This window comes from Paenibacillus sp. JT22N1, assembly GCF_059692155.1.
Genome location: NZ_JCAUAW010000029.1, coordinates 58,901 through 77,547, shown reverse-complemented (window position 1 = coordinate 77,547; position 18,647 = coordinate 58,901). Strand labels below are relative to the sequence as shown.

The following is an 18,647-nucleotide window of genomic DNA, read 5'->3' as shown; positions in this document are numbered from 1 at the left end:
TTTCAAACGTACTTCTTCTCCTAATCTTTTTCCCATCCCGGATCATCCCCTTTGTAAATAAGTTTAATTTATTTAACGGGAGGACTCCAGTTTATTTAGGGGGCCTAGGAGGTTTTGCAACAACCTTTATAAGCACTCAACCAAGGACGGCGCAAGCCGGTTTTTTTATTTAGGTGGAATGAGGATGGGTATCAGTTTTTGAATCCGGAGCTTGATAGTAGTAAACTAAATAGTAAGTAGTTGGTAATAAGTTGATGTTATCTGGTTTTGGATCGAGGAGGAGAAAACAGGATGGAAAGCTTTGGGGCTTTGATAGTGGAACGATCAGAGGAGCAGTTTACCGCCAATGTGAAAGATCTGCGGCTGGAGGACTTACCACCAGGTGAAGTGACGATCCGTGTTTTATATTCTGGAATTAATTATAAAGATGCTTTGGCTCTTAGCCCGACTGGGCGCGTTGTGCGTACATACCCGATGGTACCAGGGATCGATTTGGCCGGAACCGTCATAGCTTCGTCAGATCGTCGGTTTCGTGAAGGCGATGAGGTGTTGGTGACGAGCTATGAGCTGGGTACAGGGCATTACGGCGGATTTAGCGCCTTTGCACGTGTCCCGGCTGACTGGGTCGTGCCTCTTCCGCAGGGATTAACCCATCGTGAGGCGATGATACTGGGTACGGCGGGATTTACCGCTGCGCTTTCCATTCAGCGCATGGAGGAGAATGGGTTAAGCAAAGAGCAGGGACCCGTGCTTGTTCGCGGTGCAACCGGCGGAGTGGGCAGCAGCAGCGTGTCTATGCTGGCAGCGCTCGGTTATGAGGTGGAGGCAAGCACTGGGAAGTCTGCGGATCATCAGTACTTACTCGATTTAGGGGCTAAGCGGGTATTAACTCGGGAGGAGCTTTCTCCCTCTGTAAGCAAGCCGCTGAATAAGGAATATTGGGCGGGCTCTGTTGATCCTGTTGGGGGCGACTCCCTTGCCCATGTGCTGAGCAGGATGAAGTACGGCGGTTCGGTTGCTTTGAGTGGTTTGACAGGTGGCGGTGAATTCGCCGCGTCGGTGTTTCCTTTTATCCTGAGAGGTGTGAACGTGTTAGGGATTGATTCGGTTGCTTGCCCGATGGAAATTAGAAAGCCCCTATGGGAGCGTATTGCGAAGGAACTGAAGCCCAAAGGCCTGGAACAGACTGTCTATCAAGAGGTTACGTTGGATGGAGTTACGGAGGCTGCTAAGCAGGTTCTGGAAGGGAAGGTTAGAGGAAGAGTGCTTGTCCGATTGTAAAGGGGAGGCGGGTACTTCTTTCATTTCACGAAATAAGGAGAGATTGACGTTGAGAATGCGCGTTTCTGCGGTGCAATATCATTTGCATACGATACATAGTTTCGAAGAGTTCGCCGCGCAGGTGGAGCATTATGTGAAGGTGGCTCAGGAGTTTGAGGCGGATTTTGTGCTATTTCCTGAATTATTTACAACCCAGTTAATGTCTATAGGTGATGAAAACGGTAAGGCGCTGCCCATTGAAGCATTACCATCGTATACCGATGCTTATCGAACGCTTTTTCAAGGGTTGGCGAAGCAAACGGGGATGTATTTGATTGGTGGTACTCATATTACCTCTGAGGAGGGCAAGCTTTATAACACGGCTCATTTATTTTATCCGGACGGACGGATTGGGGAGCAGAAGAAGCTGCATATCACCCCGACTGAAGTGAAGGAATGGAATATGGGTGCCGGGGATTCCTTGCAGGTTTTTGATACGGATAAAGGCCGCATTGCGATTCTGGTCTGTTATGATGTGGAGTTTCCGGAAATCGTCCGGATGGCGAGAGCTCGCGGAGCGGATGTGCTGTTTGCCCCATCGTGTACGGATGATCGGCACGGATTCCATCGGGTACGTTATACGTGCCACGCTAGAACGATCGAAAACCAAATCTACGTGGTCACAACGGGGACTGTCGGGGCGCTGCCAACGGTTGATTTCATGAGGGGGAATTTCGGACAGGCCGCGGTGATTACGCCGAACGATGTGCCTTTTCCGCCTAAGGGAATACTAGTAGAAGGCGAGATCAACGGTGACATGGTCGTCACGGCTGATTTGGATCTGGAGCTGCTGAGCCTCGTTCGGGAAAAAGGCTCCGTCACCACGTGGCGTGACCGCAGAACAGATTTATACACAGATTGGTCCTAACGAAGTGAGAGCAAGGGGGCTTACAGTGCACAATGGATTTAGAAGCTACCAAGGAAGTTACAGAGCCGGAGAAGTTGTACGCTAAAAAATTATACGTCTTCGACGGGGATAAACCGATCGAGGCTGTGATTCGCAATTATGGAAAAGCCGATTTTGACGCACTTATTCTCGTTCAGCAGGAAAGCTTCCCACCGCCTTTTCCATCCGAGCTATGGTGGAATGAGGAGCAGCTCACGGAGCATATCACCCGATTCCCCGAAGGGGCACTTTGTGTAGAAGTGGCCGGTCAGGTTGTTGGGTCCATAACAGGGCTTCGCGTAGATTATGAGGAGCAGCATGCAGCTGACCATAGTTGGTCATCTTTGACGGACGATGGGTACATCCGAACGCATCGTCCTGATGGCGACACCCTCTACATTGTGGACATATGTATTATGCCGACCTACCGCAAGTTTGGTCTTGGCAAGTTGATGATGCAGTCTATGTACGAAGTGGTCGTGCACCTCGGTTTAAGAAGGCTGCTCGGAGGCGGGCGGATGCCAGGTTACCACAAGCATGCCGCCGCCATGAGCGCGGATGACTATATGATGGCTGTCATGGCAGGCGCGTTAAAGGATCCGGTTATTACTTTTTTGCTGCGCTGCGGCCGGACGCCTGTGCAGGTTGTGCCCAACTATTTGCAGGATGAGGAGTCGCTTAACCATGCGCTTTTGATGGAGTGGCGGAACCCTTTTCGAATCTGACGAAGGAGTGAAGATTTTATTATGGAGTATATACGGATTACAAGCATAGACAATCCCTTGTTTCGGAGCATGCATGATCTTATGAAAGAGGTATTTCCGCCAGAAGAGGTGCTCGAATACGCATTGTGGAAAGAACCGCTCGAGGACCCTGGTATCCGGGTATTCGTAGCTGTTCATGAAGGTAATGTCGTAGGTACAACGGAGTACCGCTACTATGATGACTTCCAAGTGGCGATGACGGACTTCACCATTATTGGTCAAGCTGGGCTTGGTATCGGTCGGTTCCTGGCGCGGAAACGCTGGAGCGATCTTGAAGTATTGGCAGCTGAATCTGGCAAGCCGATGCTGGGGATGTTCGCTGAGATTTATGATCCCTATCGGATCGAAGATCATGCTTTCGGCGGCGTGAAGCCAATGGATCCTTATGTACGGCGCGAGGTATTATCGCATCTGGGCTATAAGCGGATCGACTTCCCATACGTTCATCCCTCTTGGGAGAACAATGGAGAAGCGGTTGAGGAGCTCGACCTCTGTTTCTTGCCGACAAATGAGGATCAGGCAGAGTTAGACGCAGGGATCGTTGTGAAGTTCTTGAAACGATATTATTCCGTTTTGACGAATAAACCTAAGGCATGGCATGACATGGTTGAGGGACTCGAGGGGAAAGTGACGTTGGCGCTTAAACCTCTGTAGAAGAGCATCGTGGATAGGAGTCTCTAGAGGCTTCTATTTCCTCAGAATAAGGCAAAGGTTTAGGGATTAGAGTCTTTAAAGGCTGTTATTCTTAAGAATTTTGTGTGAAATTCTTCTTTTAGCATGGATAACAGTCCTTTAGAGGCTTCTATTTTATTAAAATCTACTGAAAATGCAAAAATAGGAGTCTCTACAGACTCCTATTTTTTATTGAAAAGCTCAAATATCGTGCAAATGTGCTCTGTGCAACACCACGTACTGCTTCTCGTTTAATCCCTACCAACCAAAATCCAATGTCTTTCCAGTCTCGGCGAGTGTCTTGATATTGCTCAGAATCATCCACCAACTTGCCTTGGTAGTCTCGAAGCTTGGGTGGTTGGGTGTCCAATTATCATTGACCAACGTTAGTTTTGTACAGCTCCCAACAGTCTCAAGTGACAACGTCATTCTAGATTCAAAGTCCGCATGATTCGGATTGTAAGATGGACCGGCATGTTCGGTACAACTAATGAGCTTTTCCGGCTCGTAAGCTAAAATCTTACCGTATACATGAACGGTTTCCTCACCGTCATTACCAGGCCCCACATAAGCATAATCGGATCCAATTTCAAAAGTAGACTGAAGCACACTACCAAAAAGAATCTTACGCGTCCCCTCTGGAGTCACGAGAATATCCCACACTTCTTTAAGTCCTGCCCCAATGTAAAATTCGTATTTGAGTTCCATATACTTCCACTCCTTTGGTATGTGTTATGATTAAGTATAGATGATTGTATAACCTATGTATTGTAAAAACGCGACAAGGAGTGAGCGAAGTGATTCCCAAAGCCTCCAAGCCCAGCCTAGGTATTATGAATCTGCAGCAAGGCGAGCAGAAATTCCAGCTTTCGCGACTTACCCCCTCCGAAGATCTGGCCTATTTCATCCGACATTACTGGATAGTTAGGTGGGATTTAACCGACCAGGAGCCTTATTTGCAGCATGTTATCCCGAATCCCTGCGTTAATCTCCTCGTTGAACCAGGTCGAACGGCCATCTACGGTCCGGGGAAAGAGAAGTATGGGCATTATCTGCAAGGCCAAGGATGCGTGTTTGGCGTCAAATTCAAGCCTGGCGGATTTTATCCTTTTTTGAAACAGCCGATTTCCGGTTTGCTGAACAATCCAATGAGTGTACAGAGCGTTTTTGACATAGATCCACGTCGACTTGAAACGGATGTTTTTGCTCAAAAGGAAGAACATCTTATGGTTTCACATATCGAGCAGCTGGTCCGTCCCAAGCTTCCCGAACAGGATGAACAGGTTGTTTTTATTAATAAGATTATCGATCATATCAATCAGAAGCCCGATCTCACCAAAGTCGATACCCTCTGCGATTACTTCAATGTGAATAAAAGAACGCTGCAGCGCCTGTTCGACCACTACGTCGGAGTTAGCCCCAAATGGGTCATCAAGCTGGCCCGAATCCAGAATGCTGCGGAGACGACGGATCTAAGCCGGCGGCATAACTGGTCCAAGCTCTCCATGGATCTTGGTTATCATGACCAGTCGCATTTCATCAAGGATTTCAAGTCCATTATCGGCCAAACTCCTGATGAATATGCTCGGCTGACGGTATGAACAAGAATGACAGGCGTCTTGCTGCCTGTCCTTTAAAAGAGCAAGAACGGGGTGCCGCTATGAAATTGCCGGCACCCCGTTCTTCGGTATTAAGCGGTCGCACGCCGAGCGACGCGAAGATCGAGCGGCAGCCATGCTGCGTGCACGAGCATGTGCGCCACGATGGCAGCGGCGAGGCCATGCTGCCAGAACAGCCAGCCGCAGTAGAGCGACACCCACAGGTTCAGGACGAGCATCGCCGTCCAGAACCGTGGGGTGAGCTTGCAGCCTGCGGCAGCATACGAAGGCGCGTGCCCCGCTGCGAACGCGAGGCCGCTCACGAGGATCGAGAGCCATACCCCCGTGGCGGTGACACCGCCGCCGGGAGTTAGGAACGAGATCAACCATGCTAGGAGGCTCAGGAGCCCCCAGCGAATGAGCACTTCAGCGGGCGACGCCGCCGTAGAGCACGCGTGCCCAAATTCCGCTCTGCAAGCGGAATTGCTCCATGCTGACGACGGTGGCGTCGTCAAGCCAAGGCCGGAATACGAAGTAGTATCCGGCCAAGAAGACCGTGGCTCCTGGCGCGCCGACCAGGAGCCCTGCCAGGAGCTGCGGGCGCAGCAGCTCCCACAGTCTTGCGCCTTCGCCTTGCGCTAAGGCGAGAAGGAAGGGATCTTCGAGCCCGACGCGGGGCGCGAAGTAGGCGCCAACGACGGCCAGCAAGGCAATGAGCAGGCCGGTCTGGACAAAGACGAGCAGCCGTAGTATAGGTGCCGACGGGAGCTTCTTGCCTTCAGGCATCGGAAGGCGACCTAAGGTGCACGATGCCATAGGACATTAGTGCCAGCCCTGGGAGACAGCTAATTAGTAATATAAATACGACAGACCAGTGAAACATAGGGCATCATCCTTTCTAAACTTTTACAATCAAATTAAAATCGAGGACCAAACAACGTGCAAGAAGAAGTCCCCGGCCATATGAGAAAGGATGGCATATTCCAATCCCTTTTTCCAATACAGATATCCGAAGAAAATCCCTAGAAGACCATTACCGATGAGTGCTCTGACGATTAATACAGGAGTAAGCTCTCCGAATAACATTTGCGTTGCTGGTAAATGTCCGAGCCCGAACAGCAGAGCTGCCACGACAATAGCGATCCCATACAGATAAGCCGGGATATGTGTCCGATTTCTGAGAAACCTCGAGAATACCCATACGAGCAGTGTCATCAAACACAATCGCACCAGCACTTCTTCGACGATACCGCCATAGAACATCGTTAATACACTCTTCCATAAGGATACCGAGGGGATGACAGAGAGTGCAGGGAGAAAGGGTTTAAACAAGTAGAGTTCAAGAACCAAAATCAACAAAGTGCCGACAAAACTACCTAGGAAAGAGATAACAAGCCATCTTTTTGAAAATCCAATGAAGCGACCTTCATTCAACCAACTTCTCCATATCGGCAGATCCAGACCTACTTTAGCTGCAACCGATAGACCAACCCAACTCGCAATTAATGTCATGACAGTAACCTGTAAGACGATCAAAGCAATCATGGCGCCAAAAGGAAGGCCGGCTTGATCCAATGTTTGACTCAAACCGCCCGACATCAGGGACATCTGATACGGGAGCACAGTGATTCCGCCAAATGCGCCGAGCAAAGTAAGAGATAGTAGAAGCCGTCTATTTTTATGAAGTGGAATTGGCATTTGTCCACATCCTTGTACGATTATTTTTTGCGTGACCAGTTACGGTGTATTTTACGAACTACGAATAGATAGACGATGAAGGGGAGCGGCACTTGAATGATCCCCCAAATCCCCCAAAACCATGGGTATTTCGCGCTGCGTTTGCTTGCATCCATGAACATCCATGTGCTTTGCGCGAGTAGAAGAAGGGGAATACAGATCCATGCCCAGAGGGGAAGTTGATCCCATTTTGGATCATTCATAGTGGTGTTCCTCCTGTTTGCGAACGAATAGCCAGACCATAGGTGCTACAACTGCGAGAACTTGAAATGTGATGAAAACAATAGGCTGTGCCTTCATCATTGCATATAAGAGCGAGAGCAGCAGCAGAGCGGCTATCCACAATATGAGCAAGTCTCTCCAGAGTTTTGAACGCTGTTTATTTTGCGTTTCAACGATTTGCTGATCGAACCAAGAGGGGCTTGGTGTGAAAGCCGGAAAGAGCTCATCGAGCCGTTGAAGCCCTTCTTGCAGCTGTTGTGCCGTCATCTCATCCGTACCCTCTAGCCCTCGATAGACATCACTGCCTTTATAGCTTTGGCCGTCATCCAGGTTCTTGCTCCCGTCGTTTTTCGAAACTTCTCTTTTCTTCGGATCTTTCGGTTCCATCTAAGTCAGCTCCTTTCGCAATTGTTTGAGTGCATGATGCACTCTCGATTTGGCTGTGCCCTCTGCTATAGAGAGCATTTGCCCAATTTCCTCATACGTATAGCTATAGTAATGCTTGAGAATAACCGGGATACGGCTCTCCTGCGGCAGCTCTGCCAAGGCATTCAGCACATCAGGCCAAGCCTCATGTTGATGTCCGGCCTGCCACTGCATCTGACGTAAGGATTGCTGCTGTTGTTGCTCCTGCCAATGCTTCTCGCGTTTGCGCCGTCTTCCTTGATCAATCATCAAATGAGTGGCTATGGTTATGAGCCAAGATGAGAATTTGGACTTCCCATTGTACAGCTTTATTTTTTCGATACATCGGATCATGGTTTCTTGCGTAATATCCTCAGCCATCGGTGGATTAAGCGTTATTTTCAGCAAATACTTGTAAACAAAAGCATAGTGCTGCTGCAGCAGCTGGGACAGAGCAGTTTTGTCTCCCTGTATGGCCTGACGAATTAATTCGTGCTCTTCCAAGTGAATGAACATCCTCTCTGCCTGAATTCCTAGATAATACGAACAGCTCCAATAAATCGTTCAATGCGCACGAAAATTTATGTAAAATCATTTATTAGCTTACCACGCCATTGTTCAGACATGTATAATGACATCAGGTAAGAACATTAGAATGATGGAGGACAACATGTTGAAACAAGGCATATTACCAAGAGCAGGACTGTCATCGCTGGAGCTGGAGGAAGTTCGTAAGCTTTGGGAGGTTTGTAATAGCCATGACCATATCGAGATTAAACTGAATTGGAGCACACTATCGGATCGTCCGTCTGGCGTGACGAATGACTTTTTATTTTATCAAAATGACCGTCTTGTCGGCTTTTTGGCCATATATTGCTTTATGTCTACGGAAGTAGAGATTAGCGGGATGGTGCATCCAGAGGCGCGGCGCCAAGGTATTTTTGGCCAAATGGTTCAAACAGCGATAGCCGAGTGTCGGCGCAGGGAAGTACCGAAGCTGATTTTTATTAATGAGCGTGGGTCGGAGAGCGGCAAAGCTTTCCTTACGAATCTTGGCGCAACATACAGTTTTTCTGAATATGTCATGGAGCTTCAAGAGCAAGCGGAAGCGACTCCGCAAGCTTTAGATTTAGATAATAGCATTGCCATTCGTTTAGCGGATGCGCAAGATACGGAGCTGCTGGTTAAGCTCAATATGTCAGGGTTCAACATGTCGGAGAGCGACACGAGAGAGTATGTCACCCAAACCATAACCGGTGCTAAAGAGCGGACGTGGATCGCGGAGCTTGGCGAGAAGAGAGAGCCCATTGGGAAGATTGGAGCCATGGTCGAAGCAGAAGAGAGTGGATTCATCTATGGCTTTTGTGTAGTGCCAGCGTATCGGGGTAAAGGCTATGGACGGCATATTTTGAGCCAAACGATAACAGAATTAAAACAGCTGGATCATGCTAACTTCATTAAGCTGGAAGTATCTGTTGAGAACGAGAAGGCTTTAGGCTTATACGAATCATGTGGTTTTAAGACGAAAAATGCGAATGACTATTACGTGCTTTTACTTAGCTAAAAAAGAAGTAAAAAGGATAGAGAGGCAGCCTTGGCTGCCTCTCTATCCTTTTTATAGTTGATAAGAAAGTATAAGTTTTCTGAGGCATGAGAGAATGAGATGATTCCATTGCACATAATCCAATCTGCACCTCATCATGATATACCCATTCCTTAGAATACTGCACATTTTCCATTGGGAGTGGATCTAGCCAATTCATATTCATATTGTTGCAAAGTGTGCAATAACCTACAGCCGGTACACAAGCTGTAAAGATGTTTTTCATCATTACAGTCGCGAGGGGGAAGTGAAATCGTGTCTCTAACGATGTTTTGCATTCTTACAAACGAGAAGAAAGCAGTTTTATGCCGCTGAGCGAAGCTGTAAAGATATTTTTCATCGTTACAGATACGAGGGGATGTGGAATCGTGTCTGTAACCATATATTTCATCTTTACAGACGAGAAGATGGCGGATTGGTATCTTAACGAGCGAGTGATAGCAAGAGAAGTTCGTTCCCCATGCTCAAAATAGCCTTTAGACAAGAACCTGCCCATCGGCCAGGTTTTATTTACGTAACCCTCGTCTCTGAATGGGGAGCTTGTTATTCATTCTCGACGAAATCCTGAGACACAGCCGACTGATCATAATGATCTCTTGCTTGTTCTACATCGGAATAATGATCGACCGTCCATTTTTTTAACTCCTGCATCGGTTTTAACAAACTTTCACCGAGCGGAGTTAGTGAATAGTCAACACGAGGCGGAATGGTTGGCGTCAGATGGCGCATGACAAGTCCGTCCCGTTCCAGTTGACGCAGGGTTTGGGTCAGCATTTTTTTGGAAATGCCTTCAATACGCCTTCCCATCTCTCCGTATCGTGCGCTGCCATTCTCCAAGGCATAGAAGACAAGCACCGTCCATTTGCTCGAAATGATCTCAAGCATCCTGCTGTAGCCGCAAACTTTCAAGGATATGTCAGGATGGTTTCCTTTGTCGGTGAAGAACATCATTTACCTCCTAATGCACCTTTTGGTGCCCAGTGAACAAATAAGTGCCTACTTACTCAATTTTATTTGATGGGCTAATATATGTCTATATTGAGTTGTGAAGGAGAGATACCCATGAAAGTTATTCAAATCCAAGGTGGTTATGGTCTTACACATGTTAAGCAGGCAGAACGTCAAATACCGGTTCCGGGGCCAAATGAGGTGCTTATCAAGGTTCGTGTGGTTTCGCTGAACTCCCGTGATCTGGGTGTCATTGGCGGTTTCTATCAACCCGATCTGTCGAACCCGTTGGTACTGACTTCAGATGCTGTTGGCGAGGTTGTTGCTCTTGGTGCGCAGGCATCCAGATTCAGTATTGGCCAACGGGTCAGCGGCATTTTCACGCAAAGTTGGATTTCTGGTGAGGCGACCCAGGCCAACTGGAGTAGCACGCTTGGCAGTCCCCTTGACGGGATGCTGGCTGAATACGTGGTCTTGCCTGAGCAAGGACTCGTGCATGTACCGGATTACCTGACAGATGCGGAGGCAGCGACGCTTCCGTGTGCCGGAGTGACGGCTTGGCATGCAATTATCGAAGAAGGGAATGTCAAAGCAGGTGATACGGTGGTGGTGCAGGGGACAGGAGGCGTTTCTTTGTTTGCACTGCAATTCGCCAAGCTTCAAGGAGCGTCCGTTATCGTGACGTCAAGCAGCGATGAGAAGCTAGAGAAAGCCCGTCAGCTGGGTGCGGATTTTGGGATTAACTACAAGGTTCATCCTGAATGGGAGAAAGAGGTACTGCAGCTTACCGAAGGTCGAGGTGCAGACCATATTATTGATGTGGGCGGAGCGGAGACACTTAATCAATCTATCACAGCACTTCGTGTTGGAGGCCGAATCAGCATCGTTGGACTTCTCTCCGGCGGCTCGGTAGAAGGTTTCCTCGTAGTGCCTGCGATTTTGCGCAGGGCGCGGCTTCAGGCTATTAATGTGGGGAGCAGAGAGATGTTTGAATCCATGAACCGTGCCATTACGAATCATAAACTTCGTCCTGCGATTGATCGCGTTTTCTCATTTGAACAGGCTATTGACGCTTTCAAATATTTCGAAAATGGTTCTTACTTCGGAAAGATCTGCATTACGCTTTGACTCAACATAAGAAATGACATCATATCATTTTTAAATATGCTTTGGTTTGGGGTAAGCGGAGCTTACCCCTGATAAACTAGGCATTAATGAAAAATAAGTTCGGATGAACCGCTGATGATCGTGCCTGTATTCTGACCCTCACAAATCTCTTTCATGGAGCCAGGCTTATCGAAGTTGAAAACATGCATAGGGATATGATAATCTCGCGCCAGAATGAAGGCGGACTGATCCATGACCTGGAGATTATTGTGGATAACGTCGTTATAGTGGAGTGATTTGTACTGAAGAGCTTCCTTATGGTGCTTCGGATCTTTATCGAATACACCGTCAACCCCCTGCTTCGCGACGAGAATCGCTTCACAGTTGACTTCAATGGCTCTTTGGACCGATGGATAATCGGTGGTGACGAAAGGCTGCCCATTGCCGCCAGCGAAAATAACGATGTACCCTTTTTCCAAGTGATGAATGGCCCTCAGTCGGATGAAAGGCTCTGCCACAGAAGCGATCGGAATCGCAGTCATGACGCGCACTTCAGCTTCGCTCTTTGCTTTAAGAACACCGCGCAGCATCAAGCTGTTGATGACGGTAGCAAGCGTACCGATATTATCAGCCTCTGCCTTCTCGATTCCCCAGCTCTCACCCATGTTCCCGCGAAAAATATTGCCTCCGCCTATCACGATGCACACTTCGACACCTAGATTGACAACGGTCATAATCTCATTGGCAATGTGATCCAGCTGCGTAGGATCAAAGCCAAACTCACTATCTCCAGCTACTGCCCCGCCACTAAGTTTAATTAGGACCCTTTTGTACCGCATATCCATCTCTCCTCCCAGATGAAAAAATCTGTAACATTGACTTTCACAATAAGCACGACCTGCGCCAGTAGACGGATTGCACCCATAAAAAAACACTAAAGCAATGAATGCTTTAGTGTTCCATGAATGAGAAATAGGAAAAGACCACGTTGCTAATATCAACAGGACCCTTCATATACCTCACACCTTCCGTCTATGATTAAAAGTTATTGTACACGAATTAAGAGGAGGAATGCAATTTCTGCGGCACACGCATATGAACGAACAGACCAATTATGACTAGGATCAAGAGGGAGCCTAAGGCTACGCGGCTAGCCAGGTTGCCAGATGACGCTAGCGCCCAGGTAATCGTACCATAAAGAGCAGGCCCAACGATCGAGGACACTTTACCTGAGAAGGCGAACAATCCGAAGAATTGACCGCGTTTCTCTTCCGGCGTTAGCTCAACAATCAGTGTGCGGGATGTGACCCACATGGCGCCCATAGAAACCCCATACAAGCTGCCGGCAACCCAGAATATGCTCTGACTAGTTGCAAATGCCGCTAAGGAGATCGCAATAATAAGGATGAAGGCGACGATGGTCACCGCTCTCTTGGGACCGATATTTCTGGCCACATAGCCGAAAAGGAACGAACCGATGATACTTGATACCGTTGAAACGAGGTAGAGAAGAATGAATTGCCCCGTGGTGAAGCCCATAACGGTATTCGCATAAATGGCCATCACGGCAATCGCCGTGGCAATCGCATCGTTAAAGAAGAAGTAGGCGATCATGAACAAGAAGGCAGCTCGGTACTTTCTTGCTTCTTTGAACGTATCCCAGATCTCACGGTAACCGCTGAGGAGCGACTTTTTCCCTCTGACGGGCTTCTGAGGCTTCTCTTTGTAAAAAAACATGATAGGCAAAGAGAAGATCAGAAACATAAGCGCACTAGGGATGAACGTATTTTCAAAATGATTGCCGTTGATCAATGGAAACACGATAAGTCCAACTAAAGTACCGACATAACCAACCGCTACGCCAACTCCGGAAATGATGGGGATTTCACGTGCATTACCCAGATCCGAAATCATTGAATCGTAGAAGATTAAGCTTGAATTGTAAAAGAATTTGGCGACCATGAAAAAGAAAATCACGCCTAATATGGAGGTGTTGAGTCCCATCCACTGCTGGTCTGTATGCCAAAGGGCCGAAGCACCCATGAGCAGAGTTGCCACGATAGCAATAAGCGTGAAGGGGACGAGGTAAGCCTTCTTTTTTCCTGTTCGGTCAATCCATACCCCGAATAAGGGAGACAATAACACGAGAAAGAAGCTGGATATTGCATTGGAGTAAGTAATGAAAGTACTGGCGATCTGATTCAATTCTTCGCTCTTACCTAACGTTTCTTTTAAATAAAATGGATAAAAAACAGTCACGATATTGGAGGAAAAAATCGTATTCGCGAAATCGTACATCGCCCAAGCGAATATCGGTAAGGAGAAGAACAGAGTCCATACTTTACGTGCTTGCATCGGATTGGAAGTGGATTCAAGCTTTGCCACGAGGGTCACACCCTTCCTTCTCATCAATTGGTATTTTCTCTAGTATATTGGCTACAAGGCCGGGAAATCCCTCTCTCTTTACAATAAAAAAAACTCTCCCTCTTATCAAATTGGAAGGAGAGAGAGTATGCTGCTATGGTTGCATGGATTGCCTAACCGAAGGCTCTCTTTGATGCGTTATGCATCCGATTGCGGCTTTTTGATTTCGACCTCGATCATATCCATGCTCTCTTTCATTTCAAGCACATCGATGCCGTTACGCTGTAGGGTGGTCGAGAGCTTCTCTTTATTTTGGGCAGGGAAAACGTACGCATTACTTTGCTTGTTATCGAGGAGACGTTTCGCCACCTGGACGAGACGTTCCATTGTGAACGGCTTTTTGAGATATTTCTCAATCTCTTTCTCGTGATAATCATGAGGTGGATCGAGCGCTGTTGAAACGATAACAGGGGTCTGATAGTGCACCGGATGACGGTATAAATCAGCGATGAAATCCCAACCTGTCTTGGCTCCTTCTAGATGAATATCGACAATGAAAAGAATCGGTCCCTCGTCTTTACAGCGATTAAGTGCGATAATGCCCTCTTCAGCAGAACGAAGCTGCATGGAGGGGAGCCCCAACTTGTTCAATGCAACTTGAATGAGCTTCGCCAGATTATCGTCATCTTCGAAAATAACAATTTGACCATCCATGGCTGAAATCTCATATTGATCGAACTCAATTCGGAATGTTGTACCTTGTCCCATTTCGGATGTATAGGAGATATGACCGTTGTGTCCTTCTACAATCTCTTTGACAATAGCAAGACCTAAGCCGGTACCGCCAATCTGACGTCGGTCGGAGTTATCGACACGATAAAATTTGGAGAACATTTGGTCACGGGCTTCCTCTGGGATGCCGAGTCCGTAATCTTGAATCGCTATGGTGATTTTACCTTGGTCGACAGCTAGGTGAATATCAATGTGATCTGCTCCTGGCGAGTACTTAATCGCATTGCTGATCAGGTTGTCGAATACTTGACGAATACGATCCGCATCGGCTCTCACATATAGTTCTGTTTCCTGCTGATGAATGAGAATACGATGACTATGCTTATCCTGCCACTGCTCGGCGATCTCTTGCAAAGTAGGCAGCAGATTGACTGGAGAGAAATGATAAAGTTGTCGACCAGACTCCATCCGCTGCAAATCAAGGAAATCGTTAATTAAATTCGATAAGCGATGTGCTTCTTTATAAATGGTTTCCATGTATTTCTTTTGTTTCTCTTGTGAAAGATCCCGATGAAGCAAGATCTCGATAAAACCAAGCACACTGGCAAGGGGAGTTCGCAGCTCATGAGATACAATGCTAATGAATTCATTCTTCATTTCATCAATACGCTCTTCTTCGGTGCGATCACGGAATACGAATAAGTAGCCTTGCTGTTCGGTATCTTCACTGACTACGGTCGCATATAGCTCCGCGTGTTGGACTTGATCCTCAAGCTCGAAACTAAAGCGTTGTGTGAGATTAGACAGTGAGCCATCGATCAACGCTTCAATGGATGATGCTACGCCTATAAAGCTCGGGAAATCGGCAGCTATTTCGTGACTGCTATCAACCAGGTTCTCGCCTATACGTTCATTTAAACTAAAATACCGATGCATTCGATGATTGGAAAAAAGGATAGTACCTTGCGAATCACACATCATCATGCCCTCATGTGCGGATTCCAAAATATTTTGAATCAGATCGCGCTGCCCTTCGATGAGTTGCTTCTCATTTGTTAATTGATCATTCAACTCTACTAAGCTGGCCGCTTGCCCCAGCCTCTCGTCATTCATAACCTGCGCGTAGAAGGCGAGTCCGAATTGACGAACTAAACCTTTGGTCAATCGTTGGTTACTTTCTTGAAAGAGGGAGCTTTGATAGCTTGTTAGCAGTAAGAAGCCAATGACCTTCTGTTTATCGTCCAAGAGAGGGACATATTGATCGACAGCTTGTGTCATTCCCCCATGGACACCTTGTTCATGTCCGAATACATCTCGTGTATGCACAATAGGTGTCCCTTCATCGAAAACACGCCTAGCTGGTCCAAAAAGCTCTCTCTGACTCCAATTAAGATGATCTTTCGGATAACCAATGGAATGAATGACTTCATAAGAAGAAGCGTCCTCTGCGTGACGTTCCATGACGACCAGAGCCGCATCCTGCGATAACGAGTTAAGCAGCGCTGGCAGCGTATGTTTCAAGAAATCTTTCAGCTTCACATAGCCTGTAAGCTTCTCTTGATAGGACGAGATGAGTTCCAAATCCCTTTCTCGTTCAGATAGCTTCGCAAGTGTGATCTGCTGCTCTTCCTGCTGGGCCATAATCTCCTCATTCTGGGTCTCCAAGCTCTCCGCCATATAGCGATACGTTTCTTCGCTTCTACGAATCTCTTCTTCAGCGTGATAGGCTCGGTAGGAAATGAAAATGGACAAACCGCCTGCAATTAAGGCAATAATACTACCGACCATTGTAATCGTGCGTGAGGTTTTACCGGCTTTAAGGGAAGCTGTGTAGGCATCTGACGTGATTTGCTCTATGGCCTTTTCGATGCTTACATGAACAACTCGGTAGCGATCCATCATCGTTTTGCCGGACGCAATGCGAGCTATCGCCTCTTCTGTTTTACCAGCGCGTACCAATTCGTATTGTGTGTCGAAGAACTTCTGTAAATTATTAATAGCTGGTATGGCTTGCGTGTCCATAATAAGCTGCAAAGTGGGATACTTTTTATCGTATTGGCTGATCATGTTCAGATCAAGTTCCAGCTGCTTTTTACCAGTCGTATAGGGCTCCAGGTATTGCTCATTCCCTGATAATTCAAAACCGCGGATACCCGTTTCTTGGTTAATCAAATCTTTAAGCAGGCTGTTCGTTGTGTTGGAAATCGGAATGGAATCGTGCACGATTGCATTGCTTTCATTTTCCATATTACGAGAGGCGATAAAGTTGGATACACTCACAAATACTAGTAAAACAACGATTAAAATAACGTATAGCATGGAGATCCGAGATCTCGTGAATGACTTCATAGCAATCGGTCACCTAGATTCTAATAGGATGAAAGGATGTACTAAAAATTCGACATGTGTCTACAAACTCCTTTTAAAAACGATCATGTCATGTTTTCTTCCATCAATGCATTGCAAGATAGGGAAATGTCGTTTAAAATATGATTCATTACACGATTGATGTTAAGTTTCAAGATCATCGAAGTTTGCTTGAGGAGGGCGCACAGTGCAGGTTAAAGACAGCAGGATTCCGCCACTACACGAAGTACGTCCATTCTTCCAACCGATACTTTCACTTCAGAGCCAAGAAATCATTGGCTATGAAACACTCGGAAGACGAATTTGGGAGGGTAGTGTCGAAAGTTTGGGGCCTTTTTTCAAAAATCCTGACATTCCCGAAGACATGCAGCTTCATATTGATCGACATTTGAGAGAGCTGGCGATCGAACAGCTAGCTTCGGCTCAAGATGAGAGTTCCTTATTCATCAACTTAAAGCCTTCATGGATCTATCAAACCTATAAGAGCACAGGCGTGCTGCCAACCATCGAGCTATTAAGGAAATATCAAATAAATCCAGCGCGTATCGTGATCGAAATAACCGAAGAGGAATTCACGGGGAAGCTTTATGAGCTGACACAAATTGTAGAATTATATCGAGAATTCGGCTGTACGATTGCTATTGACGATGTGGGCAGCGGGTTTAGCAATTTCGACCGAATCGCCAGTCTACAACCGAAGATATTGAAGATCGATCTTAATATTTTGAAAAAAAGCGCCGTCCACGCCGGCTACAAGGCGTTGATGCAATCCTTTTCCATTCTAGCGGCTCAAATGGGGGCATCCCTGCTCGTCGAAGGGGTGGAAACGAAGCAAGAACTGCGCAGTGCTCTTCAAATCGGAGCAAGGTATGTACAGGGCTATCTCTTCTCCAAAGCTGAACCGCAGTTGCAGCGCCGGGATTCCTTCAAGTCTATGCTGAAAGAGGAAATGAAACTCTTTGGTCAAGATGAACTTGGGCGCTATAGTCGCCTTTTAACCATTCATCAAAGTCTAGATTTTCTTATCAATTCTTCTGACTGTATATCAACAGCTGAAGATGCAGATCATGTCATCGAAAATATCATTAGCAACGTATCGGAAAACTGTATACGTATGTACATATGTCGGGAGGACGGCCATCAAATCTCGTCCAACTACAGCCGCAAAGACGAAGCATGGAACAAAGATGAGAGCTATCGCGGGGCAAACTGGACGTGGAGACCCTATTTCATCTCCAACATCATGATGATGAACCTGCAAAAACAAGGGATCCTATCCCAAGCTTACACGGACTTGGACACCTCGCATGAGATCCAGACTTATTCCTGTGCATTGGGGGAGGGCTTTTACTTGTTTGGAGATTTGATGATTTGATTTGAGAGATTGAAAGAGAGTGTTTGAGAGTACGTGGCAGAGAGCGTGTATGGGATAATACGTGGAAGAGCAGAGAGTGCATAAGAGATAGTACTTGAAAGCGAATGTCTTGTGAGAGGTTACCCTGGGTGGCCTCTTTTGTGTGTGGAGCAAAACATTTACCGACCAGATCTCCGAGCCCAAGCCCAAGCCCAACCCCAACCCCAACCCCAACCCCAACCCCAACCCCAACCCCAACCCCAACCCCAAAGGACTAGCTACTCCAAGTAATCTAAAAACTCTGCGAACGAGCTAATATTGGCCTATTGGCGGCAGCAGGATGCGATTAGAATCAACAACATGCAAAAAGTGCATCAAATTATTGTCAAATATTCATTTTTGGATGAGATGATGCATTTTGTGCATCAAATATCCATGTTTTGATTCGAAATGGGCGGTATGTGTCGAATTTGCTGCAGTTTTTGCAGCAAAACTCTCGAAAATGAGGGTTATCTGCTCAAAGAGATGCACGATTTGCATCAAAAAGGGTGAAGTAGCGTTGATAATT

The 18,647-nt window shown here is 47.0% G+C and carries 20 protein-coding genes; 8 read left to right on the top strand and 12 right to left on the bottom strand.

Annotated features, from left to right (window positions below; all coding sequences use genetic code 11):
• The first annotated feature begins 291 nt into the window (after window positions 1–291).
• The 4 genes from AC58UU_RS35240 to AC58UU_RS35225 are packed head-to-tail and all read left to right on the top strand — an operon-like array spanning window position 292 to window position 3,624.
• Window positions 292–1,281 (top strand): acrylyl-CoA reductase family protein, encoded by a 990-nt coding sequence (locus AC58UU_RS35240; RefSeq protein WP_497322149.1) that lies wholly within the window; start codon window positions 292–294, stop codon window positions 1,279–1,281.
• Between the two features lie 49 nt (window positions 1,282–1,330).
• On the top strand, window positions 1,331–2,188 hold the full coding sequence (locus tag AC58UU_RS35235; protein WP_497322148.1) for a carbon-nitrogen hydrolase family protein: 858 nt from the start codon (window positions 1,331–1,333) through the stop codon (window positions 2,186–2,188).
• Window positions 2,189–2,220: 32 nt separating this feature from the next.
• The gene (locus AC58UU_RS35230; RefSeq protein WP_497322146.1) at window positions 2,221–2,931 is read left to right on the top strand and encodes a GNAT family N-acetyltransferase; all 711 of its coding nucleotides are present in this window, start codon (window positions 2,221–2,223) and stop codon (window positions 2,929–2,931) included.
• Between the two features lie 21 nt (window positions 2,932–2,952).
• Window positions 2,953–3,624: a GNAT family N-acetyltransferase gene (locus AC58UU_RS35225; protein WP_497322145.1), complete on the top strand. Its 672-nt coding sequence runs from the start codon at window positions 2,953–2,955 to the stop codon at window positions 3,622–3,624.
• A 276-nt stretch (window positions 3,625–3,900) separates the two neighbouring features.
• Here the strand turns inward: AC58UU_RS35225 and AC58UU_RS35220 are convergent, their stop codons facing one another.
• Window positions 3,901–4,350, bottom strand: a complete 450-nt coding sequence (locus tag AC58UU_RS35220; protein ID WP_171649611.1) for an SRPBCC domain-containing protein — start codon at window positions 4,348–4,350, stop codon at window positions 3,901–3,903.
• Between the two features lie 89 nt (window positions 4,351–4,439).
• Here AC58UU_RS35220 and AC58UU_RS35215 point away from each other — a divergent pair, with 89 nt between their 5' ends.
• Window positions 4,440–5,243, top strand: coding sequence for a DUF6597 domain-containing transcriptional factor (locus AC58UU_RS35215; protein ID WP_497322144.1), 804 nt, complete (start codon window positions 4,440–4,442; stop codon window positions 5,241–5,243).
• A gap of 89 nt (window positions 5,244–5,332) precedes the next feature.
• On the opposite strand, the gene AC58UU_RS35210 is transcribed toward AC58UU_RS35215, so the two are convergent.
• The 6 genes from AC58UU_RS35210 to sigY all read right to left on the bottom strand — a co-directional run bounded on the left by AC58UU_RS35210 (window position 5,333) and on the right by sigY (window position 8,108).
• The gene (locus tag AC58UU_RS35210) at window positions 5,333–5,665 is read right to left on the bottom strand and encodes a CPBP family glutamic-type intramembrane protease (protein ID WP_497322143.1); all 333 of its coding nucleotides are present in this window, start codon (window positions 5,663–5,665) and stop codon (window positions 5,333–5,335) included.
• A 1-nt stretch (window position 5,666) separates the two neighbouring features.
• On the bottom strand, window positions 5,667–6,026 hold the full coding sequence (locus AC58UU_RS35205) for a hypothetical protein (RefSeq protein ID WP_497322142.1): 360 nt from the start codon (window positions 6,024–6,026) through the stop codon (window positions 5,667–5,669).
• A 126-nt stretch (window positions 6,027–6,152) separates the two neighbouring features.
• Entirely contained in the window at window positions 6,153–6,938 is a 786-nt protein-coding gene (locus tag AC58UU_RS35200) for a CPBP family intramembrane glutamic endopeptidase (protein WP_497322141.1), read from the bottom strand.
• 20 nt (window positions 6,939–6,958) lie between these two features.
• A complete protein-coding gene (locus AC58UU_RS35195) occupies window positions 6,959–7,180 on the bottom strand; it encodes a sigmaY antisigma factor component (protein ID WP_497322140.1) in 222 nt (73 codons plus the stop codon).
• Window positions 7,173–7,586, bottom strand: a complete 414-nt coding sequence (locus tag AC58UU_RS35190) for a DUF5345 family protein (protein WP_497322139.1) — start codon at window positions 7,584–7,586, stop codon at window positions 7,173–7,175. Before AC58UU_RS35190 ends, AC58UU_RS35195 begins: the two co-directional genes overlap by 8 nt.
• On the bottom strand, window positions 7,587–8,108 hold the full coding sequence (gene sigY, locus AC58UU_RS35185) for an RNA polymerase sigma factor SigY (protein ID WP_497322138.1): 522 nt from the start codon (window positions 8,106–8,108) through the stop codon (window positions 7,587–7,589). It abuts the gene before it with no gap.
• A 166-nt stretch (window positions 8,109–8,274) separates the two neighbouring features.
• Here sigY and AC58UU_RS35180 point away from each other — a divergent pair, with 166 nt between their 5' ends.
• A complete protein-coding gene (locus tag AC58UU_RS35180; protein ID WP_497322137.1) occupies window positions 8,275–9,168 on the top strand; it encodes a GNAT family N-acetyltransferase in 894 nt (297 codons plus the stop codon).
• A gap of 319 nt (window positions 9,169–9,487) precedes the next feature.
• Here AC58UU_RS35180 and AC58UU_RS35175 read toward each other — a convergent pair whose 3' ends face one another.
• Complete coding sequence (locus AC58UU_RS35175; protein ID WP_497322136.1) at window positions 9,488–9,691, bottom strand: hypothetical protein; 204 nt, start codon at window positions 9,689–9,691, stop codon at window positions 9,488–9,490.
• Between the two features lie 59 nt (window positions 9,692–9,750).
• The gene (locus AC58UU_RS35170; protein WP_497322135.1) at window positions 9,751–10,158 is read right to left on the bottom strand and encodes a winged helix-turn-helix transcriptional regulator; all 408 of its coding nucleotides are present in this window, start codon (window positions 10,156–10,158) and stop codon (window positions 9,751–9,753) included.
• A 111-nt stretch (window positions 10,159–10,269) separates the two neighbouring features.
• On the opposite strand from AC58UU_RS35170, the gene AC58UU_RS35165 reads away from it, so the two are divergent.
• Complete coding sequence (locus tag AC58UU_RS35165) at window positions 10,270–11,283, top strand: zinc-dependent alcohol dehydrogenase family protein (RefSeq protein WP_497322134.1); 1,014 nt, start codon at window positions 10,270–10,272, stop codon at window positions 11,281–11,283.
• Between the two features lie 83 nt (window positions 11,284–11,366).
• On the opposite strand, the gene pyrH is transcribed toward AC58UU_RS35165, so the two are convergent.
• From pyrH to AC58UU_RS35150, 3 genes are all read right to left on the bottom strand, one after another.
• Entirely contained in the window at window positions 11,367–12,101 is a 735-nt protein-coding gene (gene pyrH, locus AC58UU_RS35160; protein WP_497322133.1) for a UMP kinase, read from the bottom strand.
• Between the two features lie 220 nt (window positions 12,102–12,321).
• Entirely contained in the window at window positions 12,322–13,617 is a 1,296-nt protein-coding gene (locus tag AC58UU_RS35155; protein ID WP_497322155.1) for an MFS transporter, read from the bottom strand.
• 207 nt (window positions 13,618–13,824) lie between these two features.
• The gene (locus AC58UU_RS35150) at window positions 13,825–16,707 is read right to left on the bottom strand and encodes an ATP-binding protein (protein ID WP_497322132.1); all 2,883 of its coding nucleotides are present in this window, start codon (window positions 16,705–16,707) and stop codon (window positions 13,825–13,827) included.
• A 205-nt stretch (window positions 16,708–16,912) separates the two neighbouring features.
• On the opposite strand from AC58UU_RS35150, the gene AC58UU_RS35145 reads away from it, so the two are divergent.
• The gene (locus tag AC58UU_RS35145; RefSeq protein WP_497322131.1) at window positions 16,913–18,100 is read left to right on the top strand and encodes an EAL domain-containing protein; all 1,188 of its coding nucleotides are present in this window, start codon (window positions 16,913–16,915) and stop codon (window positions 18,098–18,100) included.
• Window positions 18,101–18,647 lie beyond the last annotated feature (547 nt).